Genomic DNA, 21,691 nt, shown 5'->3' with positions numbered 1-21,691 from the left:
CGTCTCACGGGCCCATGCTCGGGGGTCAGGACGGGGCGAGGTCCCCCGTGTCCACCGGTGACGTCGCGCTCGCGGCGCGCTTCGCGTCGGAGGAGACCTCGGCCGCCGTCAGCACGTAGCCCGTCTCCGCGTCCGAGGTGGAGCGGGCGAAGACCACGCCGAACACCCGGCCGTCCGTGGTCAGGAGAGGGCCTCCGGAGTTGCCGGGGCGGACCGTGGAGCGGATCGAGTAGATCTCCCGGGTGACGGTGTCGTCGTTGTAGATGTTCTGGCCCGTCGCGCGGACCCGGTTCGCCACCGTGGCCGCCTGAAGATTCAGGTCGCCGTCCTGCGGGTAGCCCGCGACGACCGCCGAGTCGCCGCGCTCGGCGTCGTCGTCGAAGCGCAGCTCGGGCGCCTCGAGACCGGGCACGTACAGCACGGCCACGTCCTTCTGCGGGTCGAAGAGCACCACCCTCGCCTCGTACGTCCGCCCGACCCCGCCGATCTGCACGGTCGGCTCGTCGATGCCGGCCACCACGTGGGCGTTGGTCATCACGTGCTCGCGCGCGTACACGAAGCCGCTGCCCTCACGGCCCTGGGTGCCGGCGACGCCCTCGACCTTCACCGTGCTCAGCTTGGCGGCGTTGGTGGCGGCGGCCGTGACGCTGTCGCCGGAGGGCTCGGCGACCTCGGCCGTCGACTCGTTCTCGAAGGGGTTGAAGACCTGCGGGAAGCCCGCCTCGGTCAGCGCGGACGTGGCCCCCGAGAACCACGCCGGCGTGGTGTCCGGCATCGTCCGCTGCACGGCGCCCAGCAGCCGGGAGTCCCGGATCGCCGAGGTGACCAGCGGCGACGAGGAGGCGCCCAGGACACTCGCGGCCACCCACGCCACGATCAGCACGGCGACCGAGTTGGCCACGGCCCCGCCGATCCCGTCCGCCACCCTGAGCGGGCCTCTGTCCAGCTCCCGCCGCAACCGGAGGGCGAGACGCCCCGCCAGCTCGTGCCCCACCACCGCCGGGAGCAGCACCGTGAACACCGCCGTCAGCGTCGCGCGCGTCGTCCCCGGTTCCACCAGGTCCATCACCCACGGCAGCACCCACACGCCGACGACCGCGCCGCCGACGAAACCCGCCAGCGACACGCAGCCGGCCACCAGCCCGCGCCGGTACCCGGACGCCGCATACGCCAGGACGACCAGCAACAGCAGGATGTCGAGCAGGTCCACGCACGCCTTCTTTCTCTCGGAACCCCTTAGTACGTGGGGGGAGGGCCCGGTGATCAGTCGCACGCGCGCGGATGATCAGAACCGGCCACGCATCGTGCACTCGGAAAAACGTCGCGGACCGTGACGATGGTTCCACCGGGTGGCACATCACACATCGCGGACCCACCGGATCAGGCCGACAGTGGGTCTATGCGTGTCTTCCGAAGACGGCGAGGTGCGCACCGGCACCACGCCGCCCGGACACCCGGCTCAGCCGGCCTGCCGCGCGCCGCCCGGGTCGCACTCGGCTGCCTGCCGGGCCTCGCCGCCGTCGCCGCCCTGGTGCTGTGCGCGTACGGCGTCGAGAACGCCGCCGACACCACCGCACGCCCGGCCACGCCCCGCCCCACCGCCACGCCCTACGCCGCCCCCCGGCCGCACATCGTGCCGAGATCGCACTGGCTGCACGACGCCGCCCACGCGCAGCCGCGCCCGCGCTACGACGACCGTGTCGCCGCCGTCTTCGTCCACCACACCGACTCGCCCAACGGCTACGACTGCGCCGACGCGCCCGGCATCATCCAGGACCTGTACACCGGCCAGACCGGCACCCGCGACTGGGACGACATCGGCTACAACTTCGTCGTCGACCGCTGCGGCACCATCTACGAGGGCCGCGCCGGCGGCGTCGAGCGCGCCGTCACCGGCGCCCACACCCAGGGCTTCAACCACCGCACCACGGGCATCGCGGCCCTCGGCACCTTCACCGAGGGCCTGCCCGTACCGAAGGCCATGATTCACGCCATCGCCGCGCTGTCCGCCTGGAAGCTGGGTCTGACCGGCATCGACCCGAGGGCCGACGTCCGCCTGGTCTCCAGCAACGGCCTGAGCCGGTACGCGGCCGGCACCGCCGCCGAGCTGCCCGCCCTGGCGGGCCACAGCGACGGCTACATGACCAGCTGCCCGGGCGCCGCCCTGCACGCCCGCCTGCCGGAGATCAGGGAGCTGGCCGCCCGGATGCAGGGCCGGACGGAGGACCCACAGCAAGACCACAGCCGGCGCGCAGTGTCCTCAGATCCCGGCGCCCTACGGTCGTCCCCACAGCCAGCCGACCGGAGGTGGGGATCATGAACAGCAGCCGCGGGGAGAAGAACACGGCGGTGCGCACCCGGCCCGGGGCGCCCCGTGGCCCCTGGGCGGTGCTCTGCGCGGTCGCCACCGTCGTCCTGGGCCCGGCGGCGGCCACGGCGTCCGCCCTCGACCAGGCCAACGCCGCGCCCCTGCACCAGGCGGTGAAGGCCGCCGGGACGCACGCGTACATCCCGGCGGACACCAGCCGCCGCGAGGCCGCCTGATCAGCCCCTGAAGCGCTCCCACAGCCGCGGATAGCGCTCGGCGAGCCGCCGCTCGTTCTCGAAGTCGAGCGGCGTGCCCTCCGGTTCCGCCGGCGCGGGCGGGATCTCCAGGTCGGGGGCGACCACACCGGTGAGCTGTTCGTAGGCCTCGTCGGCCACGTAGCCGAGCTCCTCGCCGTCGCCGTCGATCTCCTCGTCGAAGTCGCCCAGCAGCTCGGCGAGCGCGTCCGGGTCGTGCAGGGCGCCCTCGAAGACCTCACGGCCCTGGCCGATCAGCCAGCACCGGAAGAAGTCGAAGGCGTCGTCGCTCGCCCCGTCGAGCAGCACCCACGCGGCACCCCACAGGTCCCAGCGGTAGGCCCGGTTGTAGCGCGACTCGAAGTGACGGGCGAAGTCCAGGACCATGTCGGGGTCCAGTTCCAGAAGCCGCGCCACGAGCAGGTCGGCCTGCTCCTCCGGGTCGCCCTCGGCGGCCTCCCGGGCGTCGTCCACCAGCTCCCAGAACTCCGTCTCGTCCATCACGGGTCAAGCATCGGCCCTGGGGCACAGGGGCGCACCCGGAGTGCGCGGGATCGTTATGCGCCGCCCCGGGTGCCGTGGCGCCCCGGGTGGTACAGCCCGGCCAGCCGCAGCGCGTCCCCGGCGAACCGTTCGCGCAGGCTCTCCGGCGCCAGCACCTCCACCTCCGGGCCCAGCGCCGTCAGCTGGGTGTGGGCGACCTCCTCGGACTCCACCGGCAGGTCCACCGTCACCCATCCGTCGCCGTCCGGGCCCTCCGCCTCCGCCAGGGCCTCCCGGGCGGACAGCGAGTCCAGGGCGTACGGCAGTGCGCGCACGCCGTCGGGGGACAGCCGCACCACGACCCGGGCCCGCAGGATGGACCGCGCGAACTGCTCCGCCCGCTCCTCCCAGAAGGCGGGCAGGTCGAACTCGGGCTCCCGCTCGAAGCGCTCACCGTCCGCGTCCACCGCCGTGAACCGGTCGATCCGGTACACCCGGAAGGACCCGCCCCCGGTCACCCGCGCGCACAGGTACCAGACGCCCGCCTTCAGCACGAGCCCGTACGGCTCCAGCTCGCGGACGACCTCGTCCTCCCCGCGCCGGTAGCGCGCCCCGATCCGCCGGTCGTCCCACACCGCGTCGGCGACGGCCGGCAGCAGCGCGGGCGTCCTCGGCTCCTTGAACCAGTTCGGCGCGTCCAGGTGGAACCGCTGGGCCGCCGTCCGGGAGGCGTCCCGCAGGGAGGGCAGCAGCGCCGCCGACACCTTCAGCCGGGCCGCCGAGGCCGCGTCCTCCAGGCCCATCTCGCGCAGCGCCCCCGGCACCCCGGACAGGAACAGCGCCTCGGCCTCACCGCGGTGCAGCCCGGTCAGCCGCGTCCGGTACCCGCCGACCAGCCGGTACCCGCCGGCCCGGCCCCGGTCCGCGTAGACCGGCACTCCCGCCTCCGACAGCGCCTGCGCGTCCCGCGTGACCGTCCGCTCCGACACCTCCAGCTCACGGGCGAGTTCGGCGGCCGTCATGGCGGGCCGGGACTGGAGCAGCAGCACCATCTTGATGAGCCGGGCAGCACGCATGGCCACATCATGCAGCAGGCCCCCGCCCAAGGGGTCCTCGGGCGGGGGCCTGCCGGTGGCCGGTCCTTACAGACCGTACTTCTCGCGCGCTTCCTTCACGGCCGTCGCCTTGACCTCGCCCTTCTTGGCGAGCTGGGCCAGGGCCGCGACGACGATCGACTCGGCGTCCACACCGAAGTGGCGGCGGGCCGCCTCACGGGTGTCCGAGAGGCCGAAGCCGTCGGCGCCCAGCGAGGACCAGTCCTGCTCGACCCACTGCGCGATCTGGTCGGGGACCTGGCGCATGTAGTCGGAGACCGCCAGCACCGGGCCCTCGGCACCCTGGAGCGCCTGCCGCACGAACGGCACCCGCTCCTCGCCGCGCAGCAGGGCCTCGTCGGCCTCCAGGGCGTCCCGGCGCAGCTCGCTCCAGGACGTCGCCGACCACACGTCGGCCGCCACGCCCCACTCCTCGGCGAGCAGCTGCTGCGCCTTCAGCGCCCAGTGGATCGCCGTACCGGAGCCGAGCAGCTGGATGCGCGGGGCGTTCGCCGGCACGGTCACGCCCGCCGACTCCGCCGTGTTGAAGCGGTACAGGCCCTTGACGATGCCCTCGTCGACACCGTCGGCGGACGGCTTCGCGGGCTGCGGCAGCGGCTCGTTGTATACGGTCAGGTAGTAGAAGACGTTCTGGTCCTCACCCGGGGCCGCCTCGCCGTACATCCGGCGCAGACCGTCCTTGACGATGGCCGCGACCTCGTAGGCGAACGCCGGGTCGTACGTCAGCGCCGCCGGGTTGGTCGCCGCGATGACGGGGGAGTGGCCGTCGGCGTGCTGGAGGCCCTCACCGGTCAGCGTCGTACGGCCGGCCGTCGCGCCGACGAGGAAGCCGCGGCCGAGCTGGTCGCCGAGCTGCCACATCTGGTCGGCCGTGCGCTGCCAGCCGAACATCGAGTAGAAGATGTAGAAGGGGATCATCGCCTCGCCGTGCGTCGCGTACGACGTCGAAGCGGCGATGAAGTCGGCCATCGAACCGGCCTCGGTGATCCCCTCGTTGAGGATCTGGCCGTTCTGGGCCTCCTTGTAGTACATCAGCTGGTCGCGGTCGACCGGCTCGTACGTCTGGCCCTTGGGCGAGTAGATGCCGAGCGAGGGGAACAGCGACTCCATGCCGAAGGTGCGCGCCTCGTCCGGGACGATCGGCACCCAGCGCTTGCCCGACTCCTTGTCGCGGACCAGGTCCTTGACGAGGCGGACGAACGCCATGGTGGTGGCCACGTTCTGCGAGCCGGAGCCCTTGTCGAAGGAGGCGAACGCCTTCTCCGCCGGGGCGGGCAGCGGCGCGACCGGGTGGACGCGGCGGGCCGGGGCCGGACCGCCGAGGGCGGCGCGGCGCTCCTGGAGGTAGCGGACCTCGGGGGAGTCGGCGCCCGGGTGGCCGTAGGGCACCACGCCGTCGACGAACGCGCTGTCGGAGATCGGCAGCTCCAGCAGGTCGCGCATGTTCTTGAACTCGTCCACCGTCAGCTTCTTCATCTGGTGGTTGGCGTTCTTCGACGCGAAGCCCTCACCGAGGGTGTGGCCCTTGACCGTCTGGGCCAGGATCACGGTCGGCGCGCCCTTGTGCTCGACGGCCGCCTTGTACGCGGCGAACACCTTGCGGGACTCGTGACCACCGCGCGAGAGGTGGAAACACTCGAGGATCTTGTCGTCGCTCAGCAGCTTCGCCATCTCCACGAGCGCCGGGTCGGCGCCGAAGAAGTCCTGGCGGATGTACGCCGCGTCGCGGGTCTGGTACGTCTGGATCTGCGCGTCCGGTACCTGGCGCAGACGGCGTACCAGCGCGCCCGTGGTGTCGAGCTGGAACAGCTCGTCCCAGGCCGTGCCCCACAGCGTCTTGATCACGTTCCAGCCGGCGCCGCGGAACTGGGCCTCCAGCTCCTGCACGATCTTGAAGTTGGCGCGGACCGGGCCGTCGAGGCGCTGCAGGTTGCAGTTGATGACGAAGGTGAGGTTGTCCAGCTCCTCACGGGCCGCCAGCGCGAGGGCCGCCGTCGACTCGGGCTCGTCCATCTCGCCGTCGCCGAGGAACGCCCACACGTGCGAGGCGGAGGTGTCCTTGATGCCGCGGTTGGTGAGGTAGCGGTTGAAGCGCGCCTGGTAGATGGCCGAGAGCGGGCCGAGGCCCATCGAGACCGTCGGGAACTCCCACAGCCACGGCAGCCGGCGCGGGTGCGGGTAGGACGGCAGGCCGTCGCCGCCCGCCTCGCGGCGGAAGTTGTCGAGCTGGGTCTCGTTCAGGCGGCCGTCGAGGAAGGCGCGGGCGTAGATGCCGGGGGAGGCGTGGCCCTGGATGTAGAGCTGGTCGCCGGAGCCGTCGGCCTCTTTGCCTTTGAAGAAGTGGTTGAAACCGGTCTCGTACAGCCACGCGGCGGAGGCGAAGGTGGCGATGTGGCCGCCGACGCCGTACTTGCTGCCGCGGGTCACCATCGCGGCCGCGTTCCAGCGGTTCCACGCGGTGATGCGCTGCTCCAGCGCCGCGTCACCGGGCACGGCCGGTTCGGCGGCGGTGGGGATGGAGTTGACGTAGTCGGTCTCGAGGAGCTTCGGCAGCGCGATGCCGGCGCCCTCTGCGCGCTCCAGCGTGCGGCGCATCAGGTACGCGGCACGGTGCGGCCCGGCAGCCTTGGTGACCGCGTCCAGCGAGGCCTGCCATTCGGCGGTCTCCTCCGGGTCGCGGTCCGGGAGCTGGTCGAGCTCGCTCGGCTGGATGGCGTTGGGGTCGGTCATGTCGCCGCCTTCCTCAGTCGAAGGGGGTTCCCTCATCGGTAAGGGGATCGGGGGTGCCCTTTGTCTTTGGCAGGACAGGGCTGAGGCTTGGGTGGCAAGCCCGTGGGTGACTGTAACTCCCTGATCGATGATCGATCAAAGGGTTGAGGGGCAAAACCTCTTGATCACGAGAAAGTCGGCACGGGGTGCCTTCGGCGGCGGCACGCAGTGACCTTGATGCGGCGGGGTTTTCGCAGGTCGGAAGGCGTTTGAGCGAGGTCGTGCTCGGGTGTCACGCCCGGGGCGCGCAGCCCAGGACGTGGGCCTTCACCAGTTCCGCGATACGGGCGTCGCGGCGCTTGAAAGCGGCGACGAGCTCCTCGTGCTCCTCCGCGTACGACTGCTGCCGGGTGCCCAGCCAGCGGATCGACAGGGCGGTGAACACCTCGATGCCGAGACCCTCCCAGGTGTGCAGCAGCACGGAGTTGCCGGCGGCGCGGACCAGTTCGCGGTGGAAGGCGACGGTGTGGCGGACCTGGGCGGTGCCGTCGGCGACGCGATCGGCCTCGTACAGGGCGGTGACGTGCGGCTCCAGCGCCGAGCAGTCCGTGGCGAGGCCCTGCGCGGCCAGCTCCGCCGCGATGGCCTCGAGACCGGCCCGGACCGGGTAGCTCTCCTCCAGGTCGGCGGCGGTGAGGTTGCGTACGCGGACGCCCTTGTTCGGGGCGGACTCGATGAGGCGCAGGGACTCCAGTTCCCGCAGGGCCTCACGGACCGGGGTCTGGCTGACCTCCAGCTCGGTGGCGATCCTGCGCTCCACGATCCGCTCGCCCGGCTGCCAGCGACCGCTGATGATCCCCTCCAGGATGTGCTCGCGGATCTGCTCGCGCAGCGAGTGGATGACGGGCGCGGTCATGTGAGCTCCTTAGGCGGGATTGACGTTTAGACAATACGGCCGGTTCGCTCCGCGGGTGGGGTGGGTGGGGGTGTCTTGGTGCAGGTGAGACGAGACTTACACGGGGGGTGTGGCCTTGTCGTTCGGCTCACGGCCGGGTGTGGCTGATCGCGCAGTTCCCCGCGCCCCCGAAGCGCGGTGCCCCCGCTCGGAGATGATCCGAGCGGGGGCACCGTACAGCCGTACCGACGAGGGAGGTCAGAGGCCGAGTTCGACCTCGAACTCGCCTGCCTCCAGGATGGCCTTGACCGCCGTCAGGTAGCGGGCGGCGTCGGCGCCGTCCACCAGGCGGTGGTCGTAGGACAGGGTCAGGTACGTCATGTCGCGGACGCCGATGACCGTGCCCTCCTCCGTCTCGATGACGGCGGGGCGCTTGACCGTGGCGCCGATGCCGAGGATCGCGACCTGGCCCGGCGGCACGATGATCGTGTCGAAGAGCGCACCGCGCGAACCGGTGTTGGAGATGGTGAAGGTCGCGCCGGACAGCTCGTCCGGGGTGATCTTGTTGGCGCGGACCTTGCCCGCGAGCTCCGCCGTGGCCTTGGCGATGCCGGCCAGGTTGAGGTCACCGGCGTTCTTGATGACCGGGGTCATCAGGCCCTTCTCGGAGTCCACCGCGATACCGATGTTCTCGGTGTCGAAGTAGGTGATGGTCCCCTCGGCCTCGTTGATCTTGGCGTTGATCGGCGCGTGCGCCTTCAGCGCCTGGGCCGCGGCCTTGACGAAGAACGGCATCGGGGAGAGCTTGACGCCCTCGCGGGCCGCGAAGGAGTCCTTCGCCCGGGCGCGCAGCTTCATCAGGCGGGTGACGTCGACCTCGACGACCGAGGACAGCTGGGCCTGCTCGTGCAGGGCCTTGACCATGTTGTCGCCGATGACCTTGCGGATCCGCGGCATCTTGATGGTCTGGCCGCGCAGCGGGGACGCCTCCAGCACCGGGGCCTTCTTGGCGGCCGGAGCCGCGGCCGCGGCCGGAGCCGGGGCAGCGGCGGCGGTCTTCGCGGCCTCGGCGGCGGCGACGACGTCCTGCTTGCGGATACGGCCACCGACACCGGTGCCCTTGACGGTGGCCAGGTCGACGCCCTGCTCGGCGGCGAGCTTGCGCACCAGCGGGGTGACGTAGGCACCGTCGTCGGCCGGCTTGGCGGCGGCCGGAGCGGCCGGGGCCTGGGCCGGAGCCGGGGCGGGCACCGGAGCGGCCGGGGCCGGCTCGGGAGCCGGGGTGACCTGCTGCTGCGGGGCCGGGGCGGACGGAGCCTGCGGGGCGGGGGCGGGCTGCGCCGGGGCCGGAGCCGGGGTGGGCTCGGGCTGGGCCGGGGCGGCCGGGGCCTCCTGTGCCGGGGCGGCGGCCGGAGCGGCACCCGCCTCGCCGATGACGGCGAGCTTGGCGCCGACCTCGGCGGTCTCGTCCTCGCCGACCACGATCTCCAGCAGGGTGCCGGAGGCGGGGGCGGGGATCTCGGTGTCGACCTTGTCCGTCGACACCTCCAGCAGCGGCTCGTCGGCCTCGACGCTGTCACCGACCGACTTCAGCCAGCGGGTGACGGTGCCCTCGGTGACGGACTCGCCGAGCGCGGGCAGGACCACGTCCGTGCCCTCGGCGGAGCCGCCGCCGGCAGCGGCGTCGGCGGTGGGAGCGGGCGCCGGGGCGGCCTGCTCGGTGGACGGGGCGGCCGGGGCCGGCTCGGGAGCGGGCTCGGCGACCTCCTCGGCCTGCGGGGCCGGGGCGGCGGCGGGCGCACCGCTGCCGTCGTCGATCAGGGCCAGCTCGGCGCCGACCTCGACGGTCTCGTCCTCGGCGACCTTGATGGAGGCCAGGACGCCGGCTGCGGGGGAGGGGATCTCGGTGTCGACCTTGTCGGTGGAGACCTCGAGCAGCGGCTCGTCGGCCTCGACGCGCTCGCCCTCGGCCTTCAGCCAGCGAGTGACAGTGCCCTCGGTGACGCTCTCGCCGAGCGCCGGAAGGGTTACGGAAACCGCCATGGTTTCGGTTGCTCCTTACGGAAAGTGCGGAAGTCTGTGTCGTCGCTTCTCGACCGAGGGGTCAGTCGTGCGAGTGGAGGGGCTTGCCGGCCAGGGCCAGGTGGGCCTCGCCGAGCGCCTCGTTCTGCGTCGGGTGGGCGTGGACGAGCTGCGCGACCTCGGCCGGCAGCGCCTCCCAGTTGTAGATCAGCTGGGCTTCGCCGACCTGCTCGCCCATGCGGTCGCCGACCATGTGGACGCCGACCACGGCACCGTCCTTGACCTGGACGAGCTTGATCTCGCCCGTGGTGTTCAGGATCCTGCTCCTGCCGTTGCCCGCGAGGTTGTACTTCAGAGTGACGACCTTGTCCGCGCCGTAGATCTCCTTGGCCTTGGCCTCGGTGATGCCGACGGAGGCGACCTCGGGGTGGCAGTACGTCACCCGCGGGACACCGTCGTAGTCGATCGGAACGGTCTTCAGACCGGCCAGACGCTCCGCAACCAGCATGCCCTCGGCGAAGCCGACGTGCGCGAGCTGGAGGGTCGGGACCAGGTCACCGACGGCGGAGACGGTCGGCACGTTGGTGCGCATGTACTCGTCGACCAGGACGTAGCCGCGGTCCATCGCGACGCCCTGCTCCTCGTAACCGAGCCCCTGGGAGACCGGGCCGCGGCCCACCGCCACCAGCAGGACCTCGGCCTCGAACTCCTTGCCGTCGGCGAGGGTGACCTTGACACCGTCCTGGGTGTACTCGGCCTTCTCGAAGAAGGTGCCCAGGTTGAACTTGATGCCGCGCTTGCGGAAGGCGCGCTCGAGCAGCTTGGAGGAGTTCTCGTCCTCGACCGGGACGAGGTGCTTCAGGCCCTCGATGACGGTGACGTCCGTACCGAAGGACTTCCAGGCGGAGGCGAACTCGACGCCGATGACACCGCCGCCGAGGACGATCGCCGACTTGGGCACGCGGTCCAGGACGAGGGCGTGGTCGGAGGAGATGATCCGGTCGCCGTCGATCTCCAGACCCGGCAGCGACTTCGGCACGGAGCCGGTCGCGAGGAGGACGTGGCGGCCCTGGACGCGCTGACCGTTCACATCGACGGAGGTGGGGGAGGACAGCCGGCCCTCGCCCTCGATGTAGGTCACCTTGCGGGAGGCGACGAGCCCCTGCAGGCCCTTGTACAGACCGGCGATCACGCCGTCCTTGTACTTGTGGACACCGGCGATGTCGATGCCTTCGAGCGAGGCCTTCACACCGAACTGCTCGCTCTCGCGCGCCTGGTCGGCGATCTCGCCCGCGTGCAGCAGGGCCTTGGTGGGGATGCATCCTCGGTGCAGGCAGGTGCCGCCGACCTTGTCCTTCTCGATCAGGGCGACGTCCAGGCCCAGCTGTGCCCCGCGCAGGGCGGCGGCGTAACCACCGCTGCCACCGCCGAGGATCACTAGGTCGAAAACGGTGCTGGCGTCGTTCGCCACGTCACGTCCTCCATGCATGTGCGCCGTACGCCGGTCTTCACTGACCGGCAGGCGGCTGGTGTCCGGCCGCTCGTTCTTCGGCCCTTAGGTGGGGCCCTGTCCTGCCGAGCCCCATCTTCGCACTTGTCGACACACAAAGAGACGCCGGGCTGCTGTGTGAGACGCCCCACGTTCATAGGAGCGCGACCAGCCCTGAGGGTGACGCCTTCACAGGGGCGCGGGGCTGTGTCTGATCTGCGGCTCCGCCGCGGTGCGCGACCAGCCCTGAGGGTGACGCCTTCACAGGGGCGCGGGAACTGCGCGAACAGCCCCCACGCCCCCGCACTCGCCACACAACGGACGAGACCGAGCTACTGGGCGACGATCAGCCCAGATCCCCCGCAGCGGTCAGCTCGGCCAGCCGCACCAGCGTCCGCACACCACTACCCGTCCCGCCCTTCGGCGTGTACCCGAAAGGCCCGCCCTCGTTGAACGCCGGACCGGCGATGTCGAGGTGCGCCCACGTGATCCCCTCGCCCACGAACTCACGCAGGAACAGCCCGGCGACCAGCCCGCCGCCCATCCGCTCACCCATGTTCGCGATGTCGGCCGTGGCCGAGTCCATCCCCTTGCGCAGGTGCTCCGGCAGCGGCATCGGCCACGCCGGCTCCCCGACCTCCTCCGCCGCCTCGTGCAGCGCCGAACGGAAGGCGTCGTCGTTGCCCATGATCCCGAACGTCCGGTTGCCCAGCGCCAGCACCATCGCCCCGGTCAGCGTGGCCACGTCCACGATCGCGTCCGGCTTCTCCTGCGACGCCGCCCACAGCGCGTCGGCCAGCACCAGCCGGCCCTCCGCGTCGGTGTTGAGCACCTCCACCGTCTTGCCGCTGTACATCCGCAGCACGTCACCCGGACGAGTCGCGGTACCGGAGGGCATGTTCTCGGCCAGGGCGAGCCAGCCGGTGACGTTGACCTCCAGCCCCAGCCGGGCCGCGGCGACGACCGCGGCGAACACCGACGCCGCGCCGCTCATGTCGCACTTCATCGTCTCGTTGTGACCGGCCGGCTTCAGCGAGATACCGCCCGAGTCGTACGTGATGCCCTTGCCGACGAAGGCGAGGTGCTTCTTCGCCTTCGAGGAGGTGTACGACAGCTTCACCAGCCGCGGCCCCGACGCCGACCCGGCCCCGACGCCGAGGATGCCGCCGTAGCCGCCCTTGGCCAGCGCCTTCTCGTCGAGCACCTGCACCTTGATGCCGTGCTCCTTGGCCGCGGCCTGCGCGATCGCGGCGAACGCCTCGGGGTTCAGGTCGTTCGGCGGGGTGTTGACCAGGTCACGGGCGCGGTTGAGCTCCTCGGCGACGGCGACGGCACGCTCGACGGCCGCCTTGTACGCCTTGTCGCGGGGCTTGCCGCCGAGCAGGGCGACCTCGGCGAGGGGGGCCTTGCCGTTCTTCGCCTTGGGGTCCTTGCCGTTGTCCTTGTAGGCGTCGAAGGCGTACGCGCCGAGCAGCGCGCCCTCACCGATCGCGCCGGCGTCGGCGGCGTCGGTCAGCGGCAGGGCGAAGGCGGCCTTCTTGGAGCCGGTCAGGGTGCGGGCGGCGATGCCGGCGGCCTTGCGCAGGACCTCGGTGTCGTAGTCGGCGTCCTTCTCGGGCACCGCGCCCAGGCCCACCGCCAGCACGAGCGGTGCCTTGAAGCCGGACGGCGCCGGCAGCTTCGTCACCTCGCCCTCGGCGCCCGAGGCACCGAGGGTCTCCAGAACGCCGGCGAGCTTGCCGTCGTACGCCTTGTCCACGGCCTCGGCGCCCGGCGCGACGACCGGCCCCTTGGCACCCTTGGCGACACCGATCACGATGGCGTCGGCCCGCAGACCGGGCGCCGCGGCGGTGCTGAGAGTGAGAGCAGTCACGGTGGTGAAATCTCGCTTCCGATGTGAAGTTGCGGTGGTCGAACGGTGTGGGTCGACCGGGCCCGACAGCCGACCCTATTCCGACCTCAGGGTCCGGAATTCACGGGGCCTTCCCCGGTGCGGCGAACACTCGACGTCGAGACTACGCGCGCGGCCCGGTTCGCTCATTCCTGCGGGCGTTCACCTCTGGGTGGCATGGTGGCCATTTCTTGATCCCTCACACCGGTGAGCTGAGTCACGCTCATCGCGATCCGGCGAAGTGCGCCGGGCGTTCAGGAGAGTTGCGGGTGTACGGCGTGCCGCCCGGCGCCGATCCGAACGACCTGGCGAAGGCCTGGGGTGCGGCGGTGCACTGCGCGGTCCCCGGAACGGGAGATCATCCTTGGGGCCCCCGCCGTACACCCTGCACCACCCGGAGATCACCCCGTGAGACGTCTGTCCCCGCTCGTCGCCCTGCTGCTCCTGCTGCTCGCAGGCTGCACCCAGGACCCCGACGACAAGCCCGGCCCCCGCTGGCAGCCCCGCCCCGGCATCGCCTGGCAGTGGCAGCTCAGCGGCCGCCTGGACACCTCCGTCGACGTGCCGGTCTACGACATCGACGGCTTCGACCACTCCGAGGACACGGTCGCCGGGCTGCACGACGACGGCCGCAAGGTCATCTGCTACCTCTCCACGGGCGCCTGGGAGGAGTTCCGCCCGGACGCCGGGAAGTTCCCGAAGAAGGTGCTCGGCCGGGGCAACGGCTGGAAGGGCGAGCGCTGGCTCGACATCCGCCGCACCGACGTCCTGGAGCCGCTGATGGCGGCCCGCATCGACATGTGCCGCGACAAGGGCTTCGACGCCGTGGAACCCGACAACATGGACGGCTACCGCAACGACACCGGCTTCTCCCTCACCGCCGCCGACCAGCTCCGCTACAACCGCCTCGTCGCCCGCCTGGCCCACGACCGGGGCCTGGCCGTGGGCTTGAAGAACGACCTGGACCAGATCCCGGAGCTGGTCGGGGACTTCGACTTCGCGGTCAACGAACAGTGCGCCCAGTACGGCGAGTGCGCGGCCCTGAAACCGTTCGTCGAGGCGGGCAAGGCGGTCTTCCACGTCGAGTACGAGGTGCCGACCGGCCGCTTCTGCGCCGAGTCCCGCAGGCTGAAGCTGAGTTCGCTGCTGAAGAAGTACGAACTGGGGGTGTGGCGGAAGGCGTGCTGAGCCCCGTCGCTGTGCCGGGCGCAGGAGTTCGTCTCAGCCCAGTGACAGAACGACGAGAGCCGTGGTCGCCGCCGTCTCCGCCAGGCCGCCGAACACATCACCGGTGACCCCGCCGAAGCGGCGCGTGCAGTGGCCGAGGAGCGCTTCGGCGGCGGCCAGGGCGAGCACGACCGCGAGCACGGTCCGGGCCACGTCGTACCGGCCGAAGGCGGCGCTCCCCGCTGCCGCGGCCCCCGCGACCACGACGGCGGCGAGCAGCGCTCCTCGCATCGGCACCACGCCCGCGACCGCCGCCCCCAGCCCCTCCGGCCGGGCCGCCGGCACCCCGGCCCGGGCCGCCAGGGTCAGGGCCAGCCGGGCCACGGTCGCGGAGACGACGGCGGCCCACGCGCCCCGGGCCCAGGAGGCGTCGTAGGCCTGGGCGAGCGCGGCGACCTGGGCGAACAGGGTGAGGACGAGGGCGATCACCCCGAACGGCCCGATGTCCGACTGCTTCATGATCCGCAGCGCGTCCTCGGCGGGCTTCCCGCTGCCCAGCCCGTCGGCGGTGTCCGCGAGACCGTCCAGGTGCAGTCCCCGGGTGAGGACGGCCGGCACGGCGACGGTGGCCACGGCCGCGAGCAGACCCCCCGCACCGAGGAACAGCGTCACCAGCCCGGCAGCGGCGGCGACGGCACCGACCGCCAGCCCGGCCGCCGGAGCCCACAGCATCCCGCCGCGCGCAGCCTCCCGGTCCCAGCGGGTCACCCGGACCGGGAACACCGTGAGGGTGCCGAAGGCGAAGCGGAGACCGTCGAAGGGCGAGGTTCTGGGCACCGGCGCAGGCTACCGGCCGGTCAGGAGGGCGGGCACGGCGGCCGAGGATAAAGTTCACATATGGGATGGTTCGAGCGAAACATCGTGGAACCCGGCAAGCTGCCGCTGCTTCTCGCTCTCATCTCCTTCGTCCTGACCTTCGTGATCACCCGCACCATCACCCGCCTCATCCGTGCGGGCAAAGGGCCCTTCGGCAACGTCAGCAGCGGAGGCGTCCACGTCCACCACGTGGTCCCCGGCGTCATCCTGACGATCGTCGGCGGCTTCGGCGCGGTCGCCGGCGGTCAGCACGGCCTCGGCTCGTGCCTGGCCGCGGTGATCTTCGGCATCGGCGCGGGCCTCGTCCTCGACGAGTTCGCCCTGGTTCTGCACCTCGCCGACGTCTACTGGACCGCGGACGGCCGCAAGAGCGTCGAGATGGTCGTCCTCACCGCCTCGCTCGTCGGCCTGCTCCTGCTCGGCTTCTCGCCGCTGGGCGTCAACGACCTCTCCGAGGGCCAGGAGCAGAACCGTGCCGTCGCCCTCGCGACCGTCCTCGTGAACTTCGCGTTCGCCCTCATCGCGCTGTTCAAGGGCAAGATCCGTCTCGCGGTCCTGGGGGCGGTCATCCCGGTCGTGGCCCTGATCGCCGCCGTACGGCTGGCCCGTCCCGCCTCCCCGTGGGCCAAGCGGTTCTACCGCAACCGCTACCGCGCCCGCGCGAGATCCACCCTGCGGGCCTACCACCACGACCGCCGCTGGGTGGGCCCCCGGCGCGCCTTCCAGGACTGGATCGGCGGCGCGCCCGACCCCGAGCCGACCCGGTCCCTCGAACGCCGCTGACGCAGCGCGCGGCCGCGCACAGCACCAGCACGGCCGCGATCGCCGCCAGATGCTCCTTGCCCGCGAGGTTCTCCTTCACGGCGACCTCGACCACCATCGCCGCGATCACCGCCCCGGCCGTGACGTACGCGCGGTGGCGCAGGCCCAGGTACACGGCAAGTCCCACCACCGCCGCCGACGGCCCGTTGTCCACCACGCGGGCGTCCGAGGCGGGCAGCCCCAGCGGGAAGTCCGGGCCCAGCCGGACGCCCAGGCGCGCGTACAGGGTGCCGGCGAGCGTGGCGACGTAGGCGATGAGCAGCGTCCGTCCCCGGCCCAGGCAGAGCTCCGCGACACCGAACACCACCAGGATCTGCGCCAGCGCGCCCCACACCGGCAGATCCAGCGCGGGCACGAACAGCGACAGCGGCGTCCGCAGGAGCGCGAGCCACAGCGGGTCCTCGGCGCGAACGGCACCGACGTCCTGCACGAACCGGTAGCCCCACGACTGGTTGTGTGCCGAGTGCAGCACCGCCGTGAGGCACACGGCCGTGACCGCCATCGGCACGGCCCGCCACCGGCGCTCCCGCAGCGGCCCGCGCACGGCCGCGCAGAGCGGCCCCCATTCGGCACGGGCCCAGCGGGCGAGCGTGGTCATCGGGTGGTCGTCCTCGTCCGTGCGGCGGTATGTCCGAGGGAGTCCGCGACTCGGTCAGACCGACCCCACGTTCCAAGACCGACCGGAACGGGGCGAAGTTGAGCCAGGCGTGCGTGACCTGGCTCTCTCGGGCGCTACTGCTCGGCGGCCGCCTCGGAGACCTCCGGCCCCACCGGGCCCACCGGCTCCTCGGGCTCCTCCGGCTTCTCGGACTCCTTCGGCTTCTCGGGCAGCTCCGCCGCCAGCGCGGCCGCGGCCTGCACCAGGGGCAGGGCCAGCAGGCCGCCCGCGCCCTCGCCGACGGTCACACCGTGGGTCAGCAGCGGCTCCAGGGCCATCCGGTCCAGCGCCTTGGCCTGCCCGGGCTCACCGCTGTCGTGCGCGGCCAGCCACCAGTCCGGTGCCCGGAACGCGATCCGCTGCGCGACCAGCGCGCACGCGGCCGTCACCACCCCGTCCAGCACCACCGGCAGCTTCCGCACCGCGCTCTGCAGCAGGAAGCCCGTCATCGCCGCGAGATCGGCGCCGCCCACCGCCGCCAGCAGCCGCAACTGGTCCCCGAGCACCGGCCGGGCCCGGCGCAGCGCGTCACGGATCGCCGCGCACTTGCGCATCCACGCCAGGTCGTCGATGGCCAGCCCGCCGCGCCCGGTGACGACCGACGCGTCGACCCCGCACAGCGCCGCGACCAGCACGCCCGCCGCCGTGGTGCCGCCGACGCTCACATCGCCGAGCACCACCAGATCCGTACCGGAGTCGGCCTCCTCGTCGGCCACCGCGACCCCGGCCCGGAACGCCGTCTCGGCCTCTTCGAGCGTCAGCGCGTCCTCGACGTCGATCCGCCCGCTGCCGCGCCGCACCCGGTGCCGTACGACGTCCTCGGGCAGCGTCTCCGGGTCGCAGTCCAGGGCCATGTCGACGATCCGCACGGGCACACCCAGCCGCCGCGCCAGCACCGACACGGGCCGGCCGCCCTCCAGCACCTCGCGCACCAACTCCCCGGCGCCGCCCGCCGGACGAGCCGAGACGCCCAGCTCGGCGACGCCGTGGTCACCGGCGAAGAGCACCACCCGCGGCCGCTCGACCGGCCGCACCGGCACGGCGGACTGCGCCGCGGCAAGCCACTCACCCAGGTCGTCGAGGCGGCCCAGCGCTCCGGGCGGCACGATCTGCCGCTCCCGGCGCGCCTCGGCGTCACGGCGCACCCCGCCGTCCGGACGCTCGATCAGATCGGTGAAGTCGTCGAGATTAAGCGAGCTCATTCGCCGAACAGTACCCGGCACGGATCGAACAGCACGGCGCCACATAGCGACTCCGGCACCGGGACGTCGTTGCACCCAAGATCGGCATCCCATACGTTCCGGTTTGCAGCGGATTGTCGTACGTCCCTGCCGTACGTCTCGCGCCCGGGAGCCGCCCATGCCCGCACCCTCCACCCCCTCCGCGCCGTCCGCCGCCCAGGCGACCACCCGCGTCCACGAACCACGCCGCGAGGACTGCCCCTGGTGCGGCTCCGTCCGTCTGCGGAACCGGATGCGCAGCGGTGACCTGCGGCAGTACAAGCCGGGCAGCTTCACCGTCGACCAGTGCCGCGACTGCGGCCACACCTTCCAGAACCCCCGCCTCACGTTCGAAGGCCTCGCGCTCTACCACCGCACCGCGCGCGGAGCACCCCTGGACCCCGCGTCCGACTCGCTCCTCGCCCTGCGCGCGAGCCGGCACCGCCACCGCTCGGCCGCCCGCGCGATGCGGCGCTTCGGTGAGCCGGAGAGCTGGCTCGACGTGGGCACGGGCCACGCCCGCTTCCCGGCGACGGCGCAGGAGTTCTTCCCCTACACGTCCTTCGACGGCCTCGACCCCACCCCACGCGTGGTCCGGGCCCGGACGGCCGAACGCGTCGAGGAAGCCCACGTGGGCCGCCTGACGGACCCTCGGATCGCGACCCCGCTGCGCGCCCGCTACGACGTGGTCAGCATGCTCCACCACCTGGAGGGCACCACCGACCCCCGAGCGGAACTCCACGCGGCCCTCGGCGTCCTGCGCCCCGGCGGCCATCTGCTCGTCGAGACCCTCAGCCCGCGCAGCGTCTTCGCCGCGATGCTGGGCCGCTGGTGGCTCTCCTACGACCAGCCTCGCCACCTCCACCTGCTCCCGCCGCAGAACCTCAGAGCCGAGCTGGAGGCCGCCGGCTGCGAGATCCTCACCCTCGACCACCGCCCGGTTCACGTGCCCCATGACCTCTCAGGTGCCATGGCCCTGGCTCTCGCCCACAGCGTCCCGGCGCCCGACACCCCGTGGCGGGCGATCCCCCCACCCCCCGTCCGCCGACACGCTCGCAGCGCCCTCCTCCGGGCGGGCCTGCCTCTGGTGGCTCTGGCAGCGGCAGCAGACCACGCCCTCGCCCCCCTGGCCCGCCGCACCCGCCTCGCCAACACCTACCGCCTGATCGCCCGCAAACCGACCACCTAGCCTGCGGGCTGCCGCCCTAGCTGCGGGCCACCGTCCCAGCTGCGGGCAGTCGTGCCGCTGGGGCGATGGGGGTCCCCCTGCTCGAGCGAAGCCGAGAGCTTGGGGGAGGCACCCCGCCCCGCCGAGCTGCGCAACGCCCCGCCCTCAGCCCCCACGCCGAGCACCCCTCACCCCCGCAACACCACCGCCTGCCCCGCCACCACCAACAACACCTGCTCACACTCCCCCGCGAACCCCGCATTGAGCCGCCCCAGCTCATCCCGATACCGCCGCCCCGACGCAGTCGACGGCACGATCCCCGACCCCACCTCGTTCGACACGGCCACCACCGTCCGCCGCGTCCCCCGCACCGCCTCCGTCAACTCCCGCACCCGCTCCCGCAACACCTTCTCCCCGCGCTCCGCCCACACCGCGTCGTCCCACGCCCCGGCGGAATCCATCGCATCCGTCAGCCACAACGACAGACAGTCGATGAGCAGCGGCGGCCCCTCGGCCGCCAGCAACGGCACCAGATCGCAGGTCTCCACCGTCTGCCACGACCCCGGCCGCCGCTCCCGGTGCGCGGCCACCCGCGCCGACCACTCGGTGTCCCCGTTCCGCGACCCGCCCGTCGCCACGTACAGCACGTCCGGAAAGGCCTCCAGCCTCCGCTCGGCCTCCACCGACTTCCCCGACCGCGCCCCGCCGAGCACCAGCGTCCGCCGCGGCACGTCCGGCACGTCCTCGTACGCCCCGACCGCCAGCGTCGCTCCGTCCGGCACGGCCCGCGCCCCGGCCGCCGCGAGCCGCCGCGCGAGCTCGGGCCCCGGCGGCACGTCGTGGTCCACGTGGACGGCGACCACATCCGTCGTCGGCCCCACCGCACCCACCGCCCGCAGCTTCGCCAGCGCGTCCGGCCGCCCCACCACGTCCAGGCAGACCATGTCGTACGACTCGGCGGGCTCCTCGAGCCCCGCCGGCGCGCCGCCCGGCGGCAGATACAGCAGCCGCTGTCCCTCCGGCCCGGCCACCGCGTACCCCGTGCCCGGCGAGTCCATCGCCACGGCCCGCACCCGGTGCCCCGTCAGCAGCGTCAACTCCCGCCCGTCCGGCACCCGACCGGGTTGCGGCAGCCCGGCCGGCACCTCGACGGCGGGCCCGTCGTGCGGATGCGACAGCAGTACCTGCCGTACGCCGGTCAGGGAACGGCCCGCCCGCGCCGCCGCGAACGCCGCCCCGGGTGTCAGATCGAGCAGCAGCGCCCCGTCCAGGAGCAGCGCGGTGGCCGCCCGCGCGTCGGGGCCCAGGGCGGTCGCGCAGGCCGCGCAGGGACAGTCGGGGCGGGGGAGTCCCGCGGGGGCGCCGGTGCCGAGGAGAGTGAGTTCCACGCCCCGATTCTCACCCGTCGGCACTGGTCCCGCGTGGCGGAAGCGCTCCGGCGGGGCACTCGCAGTCCTGCAACGGTGACGACCCACACGGGACGGAGCGCATAGGCTCGGGACGGGAGCCGGACCAAGATCCGGCTTTTCGCTGTGCAGTGTGCTCACACACATGGGAGGCGTACATGGCGGCATGGACGTGGCGGTTCGAGAAGACCGACGGGACGGAGGTCCAGCCCGCGGTGCCGCCGGAGGAGTTCCCCACCCAGGGGGACGCCGAGTCCTGGATCGGAGAGCACTGGAAGGCCCTTCAGGAGGGCGGTGCCGACCAGGTGCGGCTGTTCGAGGACACCACGGAGATCTACGGGCCGATGAGCCTGCACGCGGCCGAGGCATGAGCCCGGGGGCGGGGGCCGTCGGCCCTCGCCCACCCCCTCTGCCGTGCGGTGCGGGTGCTCAGCCCCGTACGCCGCACAGGTGCAGCAGCGCCGCCACCCCGCGGTACGGATCCGTCCGCCCGGCCCTCTCCTCCACCGCGAGCAGCGTCTCCACGTCGGCCGGGACCTCCGCGCCGTCCGCCGCCGTGTCGGTGAACACGCGCACCCCGTACCAGGCGTGCAGCGGCGCCCCGATCCCGGCGAGCGTCGCGGTCAGGTCCTTCAGCCGGTCGGCCCGGACGTCGAGCCCGAGGCGGTTGCGGTAGGAGACCGTGTCGAAGCCGCTCAGCGCGCCCGCCCAGTCGCCGGACAGCCCCGGCCGCATCGCGAGCGCGTCCCCGTTGCGCACGAGCAGGGACAGCAGCCCGCCGGGCGCGAGCATCCGGGCCAGACCCGCCAGCAGCGGATCAGGCTCCTCCACGTACATGAGGACGCCGTGGCACAGCACCACGTCGAAACTGCCGGGCAGGAAGTGCACCCCGGTGTCCCGGCCGTCGCCCTCGACGATCCGCATCCGCTCCCGGACGCCCTCGGGTTCCCCCGCGAGGGCCTCCCTGGCCACGCCCACCATCTTGGGGTCCTGCTCGACACCGGTCACCCGGTGCCCGGCCCGGACCAGCCGCAGGGCCTGTGTGCCCTGGCCCATGCCCACGTCGAGCACCCGCAGCCGCTGACCGACCGGGAAACGCCCGACTATCTGCTCGTCCAGCTGGCGGGCCACCAGCTCCTGCCGGACGACATCGCGCAGCCCGCCCAGCTCATCAAGCCAGGCATCCGCCGCACCCCCGGAGAACGGCG

Annotated in this window: 19 protein-coding genes; 7 read left to right on the top strand and 12 right to left on the bottom strand. The window is 72.6% G+C overall.

What is annotated here, in order from left to right; all coding sequences use genetic code 11:
* Positions 1 to 25: 25 nt before the first annotated feature.
* Positions 26 to 1,210 carry a MarP family serine protease gene (locus ABEA82_RS00190; protein ID WP_345659238.1) on the bottom strand — a complete coding sequence of 395 codons (1,185 nt, stop codon included), beginning with the start codon at positions 1,208 to 1,210 and terminating at the stop codon, positions 26 to 28.
* A 189-nt stretch (positions 1,211 to 1,399) separates the two neighbouring features.
* Here ABEA82_RS00190 and ABEA82_RS00185 point away from each other — a divergent pair, with 189 nt between their 5' ends.
* Both ABEA82_RS00185 and ABEA82_RS00180 read left to right on the top strand, forming a co-directional pair.
* A complete protein-coding gene (locus tag ABEA82_RS00185; RefSeq protein WP_345659237.1) occupies positions 1,400 to 2,320 on the top strand; it encodes a peptidoglycan recognition protein family protein in 921 nt (306 codons plus the stop codon).
* On the top strand, positions 2,317 to 2,544 hold the full coding sequence (locus ABEA82_RS00180; protein WP_345659236.1) for a hypothetical protein: 228 nt from the start codon (positions 2,317 to 2,319) through the stop codon (positions 2,542 to 2,544). Before ABEA82_RS00185 ends, ABEA82_RS00180 begins: the two co-directional genes overlap by 4 nt.
* On the opposite strand, the gene ABEA82_RS00175 is transcribed toward ABEA82_RS00180, so the two are convergent.
* The 7 genes from ABEA82_RS00175 to ABEA82_RS00145 all read right to left on the bottom strand — a co-directional run bounded on the left by ABEA82_RS00175 (position 2,545) and on the right by ABEA82_RS00145 (position 13,148).
* Positions 2,545 to 3,063, bottom strand: coding sequence for a DUF4240 domain-containing protein (locus tag ABEA82_RS00175; RefSeq protein ID WP_345660089.1), 519 nt, complete (start codon positions 3,061 to 3,063; stop codon positions 2,545 to 2,547).
* 56 nt (positions 3,064 to 3,119) lie between these two features.
* A complete protein-coding gene (locus ABEA82_RS00170) occupies positions 3,120 to 4,121 on the bottom strand; it encodes a helix-turn-helix transcriptional regulator (protein WP_345659235.1) in 1,002 nt (333 codons plus the stop codon).
* 66 nt (positions 4,122 to 4,187) lie between these two features.
* The gene (aceE, locus tag ABEA82_RS00165) at positions 4,188 to 6,890 is read right to left on the bottom strand and encodes a pyruvate dehydrogenase (acetyl-transferring), homodimeric type (RefSeq protein WP_345659234.1); all 2,703 of its coding nucleotides are present in this window, start codon (positions 6,888 to 6,890) and stop codon (positions 4,188 to 4,190) included.
* A 271-nt stretch (positions 6,891 to 7,161) separates the two neighbouring features.
* Positions 7,162 to 7,785, bottom strand: a complete 624-nt coding sequence (locus ABEA82_RS00160; protein WP_345659233.1) for a GntR family transcriptional regulator — start codon at positions 7,783 to 7,785, stop codon at positions 7,162 to 7,164.
* 237 nt (positions 7,786 to 8,022) lie between these two features.
* Positions 8,023 to 9,807 carry a 2-oxoglutarate dehydrogenase, E2 component, dihydrolipoamide succinyltransferase gene (sucB, locus tag ABEA82_RS00155; RefSeq protein ID WP_345659232.1) on the bottom strand — a complete coding sequence of 595 codons (1,785 nt, stop codon included), beginning with the start codon at positions 9,805 to 9,807 and terminating at the stop codon, positions 8,023 to 8,025.
* 61 nt (positions 9,808 to 9,868) lie between these two features.
* Positions 9,869 to 11,257, bottom strand: a complete 1,389-nt coding sequence (gene lpdA / locus ABEA82_RS00150) for a dihydrolipoyl dehydrogenase (RefSeq protein ID WP_345659231.1) — start codon at positions 11,255 to 11,257, stop codon at positions 9,869 to 9,871.
* Between the two features lie 364 nt (positions 11,258 to 11,621).
* Entirely contained in the window at positions 11,622 to 13,148 is a 1,527-nt protein-coding gene (locus ABEA82_RS00145; protein ID WP_345659230.1) for a leucyl aminopeptidase, read from the bottom strand.
* A gap of 426 nt (positions 13,149 to 13,574) precedes the next feature.
* Between ABEA82_RS00145 and ABEA82_RS00140 the strand changes: the two genes are divergently transcribed.
* Positions 13,575 to 14,354, top strand: coding sequence for an endo alpha-1,4 polygalactosaminidase (locus tag ABEA82_RS00140; RefSeq protein WP_345659229.1), 780 nt, complete (start codon positions 13,575 to 13,577; stop codon positions 14,352 to 14,354).
* Between the two features lie 33 nt (positions 14,355 to 14,387).
* Here the strand turns inward: ABEA82_RS00140 and ABEA82_RS00135 are convergent, their stop codons facing one another.
* A complete protein-coding gene (locus ABEA82_RS00135) occupies positions 14,388 to 15,170 on the bottom strand; it encodes an adenosylcobinamide-GDP ribazoletransferase (protein ID WP_345659228.1) in 783 nt (260 codons plus the stop codon).
* 60 nt (positions 15,171 to 15,230) lie between these two features.
* Between ABEA82_RS00135 and ABEA82_RS00130 the strand changes: the two genes are divergently transcribed.
* Both ABEA82_RS00130 and ABEA82_RS00125 read left to right on the top strand, forming a co-directional pair.
* Positions 15,231 to 15,992 carry a hypothetical protein gene (locus tag ABEA82_RS00130; RefSeq protein WP_345659227.1) on the top strand — a complete coding sequence of 254 codons (762 nt, stop codon included), beginning with the start codon at positions 15,231 to 15,233 and terminating at the stop codon, positions 15,990 to 15,992.
* Between the two features lie 56 nt (positions 15,993 to 16,048).
* On the top strand, positions 16,049 to 16,282 hold the full coding sequence (locus tag ABEA82_RS00125; protein ID WP_345659226.1) for a hypothetical protein: 234 nt from the start codon (positions 16,049 to 16,051) through the stop codon (positions 16,280 to 16,282).
* A gap of 481 nt (positions 16,283 to 16,763) precedes the next feature.
* On the opposite strand, the gene cobT is transcribed toward ABEA82_RS00125, so the two are convergent.
* A complete protein-coding gene (gene cobT / locus ABEA82_RS00120) occupies positions 16,764 to 17,891 on the bottom strand; it encodes a nicotinate-nucleotide--dimethylbenzimidazole phosphoribosyltransferase (RefSeq protein WP_345659225.1) in 1,128 nt (375 codons plus the stop codon).
* Positions 17,892 to 18,048: 157 nt separating this feature from the next.
* Here cobT and ABEA82_RS00115 point away from each other — a divergent pair, with 157 nt between their 5' ends.
* Positions 18,049 to 19,098, top strand: a complete 1,050-nt coding sequence (locus ABEA82_RS00115; protein ID WP_345659224.1) for a class I SAM-dependent methyltransferase — start codon at positions 18,049 to 18,051, stop codon at positions 19,096 to 19,098.
* Between the two features lie 167 nt (positions 19,099 to 19,265).
* Here ABEA82_RS00115 and ABEA82_RS00110 read toward each other — a convergent pair whose 3' ends face one another.
* Positions 19,266 to 20,465, bottom strand: a complete 1,200-nt coding sequence (locus tag ABEA82_RS00110; protein ID WP_345659223.1) for a bifunctional adenosylcobinamide kinase/adenosylcobinamide-phosphate guanylyltransferase — start codon at positions 20,463 to 20,465, stop codon at positions 19,266 to 19,268.
* Between the two features lie 176 nt (positions 20,466 to 20,641).
* Here ABEA82_RS00110 and ABEA82_RS00105 point away from each other — a divergent pair, with 176 nt between their 5' ends.
* Positions 20,642 to 20,854 (top strand): hypothetical protein, encoded by a 213-nt coding sequence (locus ABEA82_RS00105; protein WP_345659222.1) that lies wholly within the window; start codon positions 20,642 to 20,644, stop codon positions 20,852 to 20,854.
* A 58-nt stretch (positions 20,855 to 20,912) separates the two neighbouring features.
* On the opposite strand, the gene ABEA82_RS00100 is transcribed toward ABEA82_RS00105, so the two are convergent.
* On the bottom strand, positions 20,913 to 21,614 hold the full coding sequence (locus ABEA82_RS00100) for a class I SAM-dependent methyltransferase (RefSeq protein WP_345659221.1): 702 nt from the start codon (positions 21,612 to 21,614) through the stop codon (positions 20,913 to 20,915).
* Positions 21,615 to 21,691: the final 77 nt, after the last annotated feature.

The sequence above is a fragment of the Streptomyces venetus genome (genome assembly GCF_039540295.1).
Taxonomy (GTDB): domain Bacteria; phylum Actinomycetota; class Actinomycetes; order Streptomycetales; family Streptomycetaceae; genus Streptomyces; species Streptomyces venetus.
The sequence above is the reverse complement of the archived record's forward strand: the minus strand, read 5'-3'. Positions and strand labels throughout refer to the sequence as shown.